The sequence below is a fragment of the Campylobacter concisus genome (assembly GCF_002913545.1).
Classification (GTDB): domain Bacteria; phylum Campylobacterota; class Campylobacteria; order Campylobacterales; family Campylobacteraceae; genus Campylobacter_A; species Campylobacter_A concisus_AV.
On the sequence record NZ_PPBR01000005.1, the window covers coordinates 1 to 7,648 of the forward strand.

7 protein-coding genes are annotated in these 7,648 nt (G+C 40.8%); all 7 read right to left on the reverse strand.

Annotation, left to right across the window (positions count from 1 at the left end):
* Positions 1-186 precede the first annotated feature (186 nt).
* Genes CYP05_RS00230 through napA form a run of 7 tightly spaced genes read right to left on the reverse strand, consistent with a single transcriptional unit; the run spans position 187 to position 6,786 of the window.
* Positions 187-528: a chaperone NapD gene (locus CYP05_RS00230; protein ID WP_002939660.1), complete on the reverse strand. Its 342-nt coding sequence runs from the start codon at positions 526-528 to the stop codon at positions 187-189.
* Positions 525-1,460, reverse strand: coding sequence for a WD40 repeat domain-containing protein (locus tag CYP05_RS00235; protein WP_103641641.1), 936 nt, complete (start codon positions 1,458-1,460; stop codon positions 525-527). Before CYP05_RS00235 ends, CYP05_RS00230 begins: the two co-directional genes overlap by 4 nt.
* The gene (locus CYP05_RS00240) at positions 1,457-1,924 is read right to left on the reverse strand and encodes a 4Fe-4S ferredoxin (protein ID WP_103641642.1); all 468 of its coding nucleotides are present in this window, start codon (positions 1,922-1,924) and stop codon (positions 1,457-1,459) included. The genes CYP05_RS00235 and CYP05_RS00240 overlap by 4 nt, the downstream gene beginning before the upstream one ends.
* On the reverse strand, positions 1,924-2,451 hold the full coding sequence (locus CYP05_RS00245; protein WP_103569391.1) for a nitrate reductase cytochrome c-type subunit: 528 nt from the start codon (positions 2,449-2,451) through the stop codon (positions 1,924-1,926). Before CYP05_RS00245 ends, CYP05_RS00240 begins: the two co-directional genes overlap by 1 nt.
* A complete protein-coding gene (napH, locus tag CYP05_RS00250) occupies positions 2,448-3,239 on the reverse strand; it encodes a quinol dehydrogenase ferredoxin subunit NapH (RefSeq protein ID WP_103641643.1) in 792 nt (263 codons plus the stop codon). The genes CYP05_RS00245 and napH overlap by 4 nt, the downstream gene beginning before the upstream one ends.
* Positions 3,236-3,994 (reverse strand): ferredoxin-type protein NapG, encoded by a 759-nt coding sequence (gene napG, locus CYP05_RS00255; RefSeq protein ID WP_430747654.1) that lies wholly within the window; start codon positions 3,992-3,994, stop codon positions 3,236-3,238. The genes napH and napG overlap by 4 nt, the downstream gene beginning before the upstream one ends.
* Positions 3,995-4,005: 11 nt before the next feature.
* A complete protein-coding gene (gene napA, locus CYP05_RS00260; protein ID WP_103641645.1) occupies positions 4,006-6,786 on the reverse strand; it encodes a nitrate reductase catalytic subunit NapA in 2,781 nt (926 codons plus the stop codon).
* Positions 6,787-7,648: the final 862 nt, after the last annotated feature.

Below are 7,648 nucleotides of genomic sequence, written 5' to 3' on the forward strand. Positions count from 1 at the left end.
CGAGGCATATAATGGAAAAGGGGGATATAGGAGGTATATTAAGATGAGTGAAAAGATCATGTCTATTTTTTATTCAAGCAGTAGACGCCATACGATTTCTAGTACGTTCTCGTGCGCTCGGATATGTGTCAAAGAGACAACCTATCAACATATTGATTAAATTTCAAACCAAAAGGGAGTTAAATTTCATCTCACCTTATAATGCACACTACCGCCATATGCGATATCTTCGGCTTTTACATCATCGCTTGTTAAAATTTCACTTATCTTGCCGTTTGCTTCAAGCCTCTCTCTATTTTCCTGAGCGTCTTCTTGATAGCTATAAACCATCGCAACGCTCACCACGCCGCTAATGCCCTCTATCATCTTAAAAACTCTGATCTCATCTTCGATGCTCTCTGAGCTAACGACCACCACGATCCTATCTTCTGCGTCAGTGATGATCTCGCACTCTTTTAGCTTGCTTATCTCACCTTTTACGCTCTCATTTTTATTATCCGTATAGACTATCAGGCTTGAAATATTCATCTAACCCTCCAAAATAAAATTTTCTTCTCATAAGCAGAGGTTACGACCTCGTTGTCGCTTATGAAAACTATGCTATTTATCGTGCTTTGACCAGTTTTTAGCATCGCGATCTTATCCAAAGTGACGCTATCAACTAAATTTACATCGCTCATCTCATCGCTCATATACGCTGCGATCTTGCCGTCACTACTAAGCCCCACACCATAAACCAAAAAGCCAGTATTTATCTTTTTTAGCGTCCCAGCTGAGAAGATGCCAGCGATCCTGTCGGTGCCTCCGCTGATCATGACGCCATTTTTATAGGCGATGTCGTAGATATTATCAGTGTGGATGTCTAAAATTTTGTCCATCTTTTTAGTGTGAACGTTGTAAAAATAGACCTTACCACTCTCACAAGCGATCGCTAGCGTGCCTCTATCTTCGCTTATCTCCATGTCTGAGAGCATTGCGATAGAGATCTTAAAACTATCATAAATTTCGCCACTTTTTAGGTTTAAAAAGTAAATTTCATTGCTGATTGAGGCAAGTGCTATATGCTCATCATCTAAAAATAGTGCCTTTTTTGTCGCTTGATTAGCCATTTTTATGCTTCTCATCTGCCCATTTTCTCTTATATAAAGCACCTTTGTAGCGTAGTCGCCCTCGCTTAGGATGAGCATCTTGCCATTGAGCTCATCGACATTTAAAATTTTTGGCCTTTCATGGTCGCTAACGTAGGTTTTTATATCATCCATTTTGATGATCTCATCAAATTTAGACTCTTTTGGATCATAAATTTCAACCGTGCCACCATCAGTTGCGATAAAAAGTTTGCCATTTATCAGCGTGGTATTAAGCACATTTGCACTAGCTTCTATCTCTTTAATAGGCGTTGTGATCTCATTTGCAAAGACAAAATTTAACAAGCAAAAAAGAAAAAATAAAACTCTCATAAAGCCTCCATCTCAAGCGAATTTTTAAAACAAACATCAAAGCACTCGCCGCAGCTTACGCAATTTTGATTGATTATAGGGCGAAAAACACCAAGAAACTCAACCGCTTTAAATTTACAAGCATCAAGGCAGTTGTAGCAAATCGTGTCATTCCACGCTAGGCAGCTAGCGACATTGATGCTAACCTTTGCGTTTATGCTCTTTGGTGAGTTTAAATTTAGTGTTCTTCGGCCGCTACTTTGACAAGCTTTAGCGCACTCTTCGCAAAAGTCACAGCCTAGCTTTTTAACTTTAAAAACAACTCTTTCATTTTCAAAGCTAAGAAGCTCTTTTTCACATGCACTTACACAGCTAGCCTCACAGCCAGCGCAGTCAAATTCTCCGCTAAAAAAGGGTGGATTTATAAATTTGGGAGCAGGTTTTGCCCCCAAAATTTTGCTAAAAAGCTCTCGCCTGCTTTGCATTACTTAACGCCGTCATTTAAAACGTCTAGTAAATTTGACTTATGTGAGCCGTTTTTATCTCTAAAGTCAGGCTTAAATTTGTTGCCAACAAGCTGCGTTACGCCATTTTGTTGCTCGACGTGGCAAGTTGTGCAGTTATATCTCTCATCATCGAGCTTGCCAGCAAGATCTTTTTTATTTCTGATGTCATAAAGGTGAGAAGCTGGGATCGGAGTTGCTCCGCTATCTTTTGCAAACTCAGGCATGTGGCAGGTTACGCACATATTTGAATCTTTTGTGATAGGCACCAAACCCTCAGTGTCGTGTGGGATAAATGGAGGTGCATTTTCAAAAGATCTGTCAAATCTCTTTGCCATACCTGCTGGCTCTTTTGTGTAGTTGATGTCTTTTAAAACAACGTCTTTATCATCTAACAAATCGACATTTCTAATGCCAATTTGCGTATCGCTAATGCTTGGATTATTCAATGCACATGCCGCTAAAAAGGCAGCGCATAGTGCTCCAAGCGCCATTATTTTCATTTTCATTTTTCTCTCCTTAAATTTCTAATACTAAAATTTAACGCCCCGTCGCCGCAAACGTCGATGCATCTACCGCAGCTTATGCACTCGCTTGAGCTAACCGCGCGGCTCTCTTTACCGATCATATCTAGCACTTGCACCTCTGGGCAGACGAGCTTACACTTCATACACTTTGTGCAGGCATCTGCGTCGTGTTTTACTCTGATGAGTGCAAATTTTGATATCACCGCATAAAATGCACCAAGCGGGCAGACGTGCGAGCAAATTCCGCGCTTTAGCACGAACATATCAAATGCCACTATGCCAAGAGCGATGCCAATGGCGCTAACTGAGCCATAGATGATGCCACGCTGGATGATACCAACAAAGCTAATGCTCTCAAAAGCTGGCACTGACAGAGCAAGGCTTAAGATAAGAGCAAGCGCTAGCAAGTAGTAGCGCAAATTTTTACTTACGTTTAAAATTTTCTCACCCTTAAAGCCAAATTTCTCTCTTAGCTTGTAAGCAATGTCAGTTAGTAAATTTACTGGGCAAACCCACGAGCAAAACGCCCTAGAAGCGACGAGCGCGTAAAATGCAAAGACGATAATAGCGCCAATTACTGCATTTATGCCTACGCTAAAGCCTGCTAGTAAAATTTGAAGCACCGCAAATGGATCGCTTAGTGGAATTTGTCCAAAAAGCAAAGATGAGCTTAAATTTCCGCTAAGTATCTTAACTCCATAAACATTTCCTAGGATAAATAGCACTAGGATGGAAATTTGAGTTATTCGTCTTAAGATTAAAAATTTCATAGCTCACCACCATTTAGATAGTCAGTCGCCTTTTTGATGTCTAGCTTTATCTTGCTATCGGCATCATCCACGCGCCTTTCATCTTCTTTTATCCAGCCTTTGACGTAGTTGTCGCCAACTTTGCCAAGCACAACTTCGCGGTTTAGCACGGTAATGGCTGCTTTTTCGGTGATACAGGCTCGCTCGCACACGCCGCATCCTGTGCAGATATCGCTATCAACTACTGGGAGTAAAAACGCATGCTTTTGCGTCCTTTCGTTGCGGCGATACTCGAGATACAAGGCCTTATCTATGAGCGGACAGGATCTGTAGCAAGCATCGCACTGTATGCCCCAGTATGCCACGCAGTTTTTCATATCGACCACTGCAACGCCCATTTTGGCTTTATTTATGTCTAGTTTGCCAGCTGTGCTTACCAAATTTGCATCCAGCGCACCAGTCGGACAGGCTGGCACACAAGGGATATGCTCGCACATATGACAAGGAATTTTTCTGGGCTCAAAATAAGGCGTACCGACACTTATACCATCTTCAAGAGTTGCAAGCTTTAGCGTATCAAATGGACAGGCCTCTACACAAAGCCCACACCTAATACAGCTCTTTAAAAACTGCTTCTCCGCTTTCGCACCAGGCGGTCTAAGAAGTATAAGCGGTGAGGCTTTGGCACTAAGTGACCATATAAAGCCTCCGCCAAGAGCTAAGATCGCTGCCTTAGCTCCAAATTTCAAAGCTTCACGCCTACTTGAAATTTCCATATCAGCCACTTTTATGCCTTGTAAATTTTAACCGCGCACTTTTTATAGTCTGTCTCTTTTGAGATTGGGCAAGTAGCGTCAAGGCAGACTTTATTTATAAATACGTTTTCGTCAAAGAAAGGCACATAAACAAGACCTACTGGCGGCTTATTTCTACCTTTTAAATCTACTCTTGCTTTTACCTTGCCACGACGTGACTCGACCCAAACGATCTCATTTTGAAGCACGCCAAGTTTTTTAGCGTCATCTTCGTGCATGTAGCAAAGTGCCTCTGGGACGGCTCTATAAAGCTCAGGAACACGCATAGTCATCGTGCCTGTATGCCAGTGCTCTAGGACACGGCCAGTACATAGCCAGAATGGGTAATCTTTGCTTGGCATCTCGCATGGATCCATGTAAGGGCGGAAGAAAATTTTTGCTTTGTTTGCAAGAGGAGTTTTCTCTTGATTTTTTACGCCTTTTAGATCGCCTGTTGGAAGGGCTGCGTTTTTGTTGCCATAAAATGCAAATTTATCATTTGGAGCAGCTTTTTTCGCGTATGGGTCAAATTTAGTGTTAAATCTCCACTGAGTCTCTTTGCCATCAACGACTGGCCATCTTAGGCCTCTTACTCTGTGGTAAGTGTCAAAGTCAGCTAGGTCGTGACCATGTCCAACGCCAAATTTTCTATACTCTTCCCAAAGATATTTGTGGATGAAAAATCCATATCCTTTAAATTCTTTACCATCAGAGCCGATCACCTTTCTGCTATCGCCAAAGACTTCTGTATTGTCGTAGTTTTCCATGATCGGATCATTTGCGCTAAATTTCTTAGCATCTTCATTTGCAAAAAGCACGTCAAATAGCGTATCTTCTTCGCTATATCCCATAGCTTTTGCAGCTTCAAGCACGCTTGGAAGTGTCACTTTGTCATTTAGCTTTTTCTCGCCCCAAACGTCTTTTAGCTTAAAGCGCTTACTAAACTCAAGCATCTGCCAGATATCAGGCATCGCTTCGCCCACTGGTAATACTTGCTGTCTCCAGTGCTGTGTTCTTCTCTCAGCATTACCGTATGCGCCCCATTTTTCGTAGATCATCGCAGTTGGGAGGATAAGGTCAGCTACTTTTGCAGAAATTCCTGGATAAGGGTCGCTTACGACGATGAAGTTGTCCATTTCACGAGCTGCTTTGATCCAGTGGTTTGCGTTTGCAGTGTTTTGCCATGGGTTATTTACTTGAACCCAGATAAATTTAACCTTGCCATCCTCAAGATCACGCATCATTTTTACGTAGTGAGAGCCCGGCACACCGTTTAGCGTTCCTGCCGGAAGCCTCCAAATTTTTTCTGAAATTTCTCTATGTTTTGGGTTATTTACCACCATATCAGCAGGCAAGCGGTTAATGAATGTTCCAACCTCTCTTGCAGTACCGCATGCGCTTGGCTGACCGGTTAGTGAAAACGCGCCTGAGCCTGGGAGTGCTTGCTTACCAAGTAAGAAGTGCACCATATAAGCTTGCTCATTTACCCATGTGCCACGTTGGTGTTGGTTAAAGCCCATAGTCCAGAAGCTAACAACTTTGCGGTTTTTCTCGATGTAAAGATCGGCAAGTGCTTTTAATTTTTTCTTAAATTCATTGATATCTTCATTTGGATCGCCCTTTGCTACCTTAGCTGTAAAGTCAAGTGTGTAAGGCGCAAGAGCTTTTTTAAACTCTTCAAATGTTATTTGCCAGTGATCGCCAGCTTTTGCAGCGTTTTTATTTTCTAATGTATCGCCAGCTTTTAAACCAAGATAAGAAAGTGTAACGCCCTCAGCCTCACTTAGCACTTTTGATTTTTCAGTAGCAGCGGTATCTAGCTCGCTTGGAGCATATTTTTTGTGATGGATGTCTGGACGAAGGCCATATCCGATATCAACTGGGCCAGCTGTGAAGACGCAGTGTTTTTTAACAAATTCTTCGTCTATCATCTCTGGGTGGTTATAAACTATCTCACGAGCGATGTAGTTCCAGATAGCAAGGTCAGATGACGGAGCAAAAATGATCTCGATATCGGCTAAATTTGATGTTCTAGTTGAGTAGGTGCTTAAATTTACGACTTTTACTCTATCAGGATCGCTAAGCTTTCTGTCACTTACCCTGGCCCACAAGATTGGGTGCATCTCGGCCATATTTGCGCCCCAAGCTACGATAGTGTCCGTTAGCTCTATGTCGTCAAAACAGCCTGATGGCTCGTCTATACCAAAAACTTGCATAAATCCTGCAACTGCGCTTGCCATGCAGTGTCTTGCGTTTGGATCGATGCTGTTGCTTCTAAAGCCACCTTTTATAAGCTTAACTGCTGTATAGCCCTCTGGGATAGTGTATTGACCAGAGCCAAGCACACCGATACCGTGAGGTCCAAGCTCGTTGTAAGCTTTTCTAAACTGAGCTTCCATCACGTCAAATGCTTGCTTCCAGCTTACTTGCTTGAATTTGCCTTTTTTGTCAAATTCGCCCTTTTCATTTACGCGTAAAAGTGGATGAGTGATCCTGTCTTCGCCGTACATGATCTTAGCGTTAAAGTAGCCTTTGATACAGTTTAGACCGCGGTTTACTGGCGCTTCTGGGTCACCTTTTACAGCTACTATTTTGCCCTCTTTGGTTGCGACCATGATGCCACATCCCGTTCCGCAAAATCTACAGGCAGCTTTGTCCCAACGCCAACCTTTTTCTGCTTCGCTTGCCGCACTTAGCGAGCTTGGCACAGCGATGCCAGCACTAGCACAAGCAGCACTAGCTGCAGCACTTTTGATGAAATCTCGTCGATTCATTTTTTCTCCTTGAAAGTTTAAAACAAAGTTAAATAGATATTAACTTTGCAAAGCTTAATTTACACCTGATTTACATCGGCTAAATTTTGAGAAACTTAAATTTTTAAATTATAAATTACTTCAAAGAATTTTTGCAAAGGACATCCTTTATAAGAGCGCAAGAAAGTAAATTTAATATCAAAAATATAAATGATTATATAGATTTATTTTTTATTAATCTTAAAAAAATATATTAAAAATTTTATTAAATGATGTGTAGAAAAGTAACATATAAAATGGGCTAAATTTATCTTTTATTTAGTTAAATTATCCAAAAACGCAATAAATATGAAGCTAAAATTTATATCTAAGATGTTTTTAATATTTGGCAAGGTTTGTCACAATTATATATGTTTTGTGACAGGAAAAATTATAGTGAAAATTTAATATGTGAAACAAATAACATGCGGTTAAAAACTCGGGCAAATTTTAAAATTTACGAGCGAGTAAAGTTTTAAAATTTGTAAAGATAGCTTGATTAAATTTGTAAATTTCTTTTTATTCAAAAGAGGGACAAGGGGACTTAAATTACGAAGCCGTCCCCCTTATTCCCCTTTTTAAAATTTCCAAATCTCCTCACTAGAGGTGGTATGCTTCAGTGCTTTGCATTGCATGCCGTTTATGTCAAAGAAACTCTGATAAATTTTAAACCTCACTCGCAAGAATTGACTACTAAAATTTGGCTTCGCTTACCGCTTAGCTTAAATTTTAGAGCCGAAATTACTCGCTCATGAAATTTTAAAATTTGTTAGATATTTTTGTAAGTTGAATTTAGATTTTATAACCGCCACCAAAGATTAAATTTAAAAGATCATATCAGAGA

What these genes read in the sequence shown, in the direction of transcription:
- CYP05_RS00245 (WP_103569391.1), bottom strand. Translation starts at nt 2,451, where the DNA reads ATGAAAATGAAAATAATGGCGCTTGGAGCACTATGCGCTGCCTTTTTA.
- napA (WP_103641645.1), bottom strand. Translation starts at nt 6,786, where the DNA reads ATGAATCGACGAGATTTCATCAAAAGTGCTGCAGCTAGTGCTGCTTGT.
- CYP05_RS00230 (WP_002939660.1), bottom strand. Translation starts at nt 528, where the DNA reads ATGAATATTTCAAGCCTGATAGTCTATACGGATAATAAAAATGAGAGC.
- CYP05_RS00235 (WP_103641641.1), bottom strand. Translation starts at nt 1,460, where the DNA reads ATGAGAGTTTTATTTTTTCTTTTTTGCTTGTTAAATTTTGTCTTTGCA.
- napG (WP_430747654.1), bottom strand. Translation starts at nt 3,994, where the DNA reads ATGGAAATTTCAAGTAGGCGTGAAGCTTTGAAATTTGGAGCTAAGGCA.
- CYP05_RS00240 (WP_103641642.1), bottom strand. Translation starts at nt 1,924, where the DNA reads ATGCAAAGCAGGCGAGAGCTTTTTAGCAAAATTTTGGGGGCAAAACCT.
- napH (WP_103641643.1), bottom strand. Translation starts at nt 3,239, where the DNA reads ATGAAATTTTTAATCTTAAGACGAATAACTCAAATTTCCATCCTAGTG.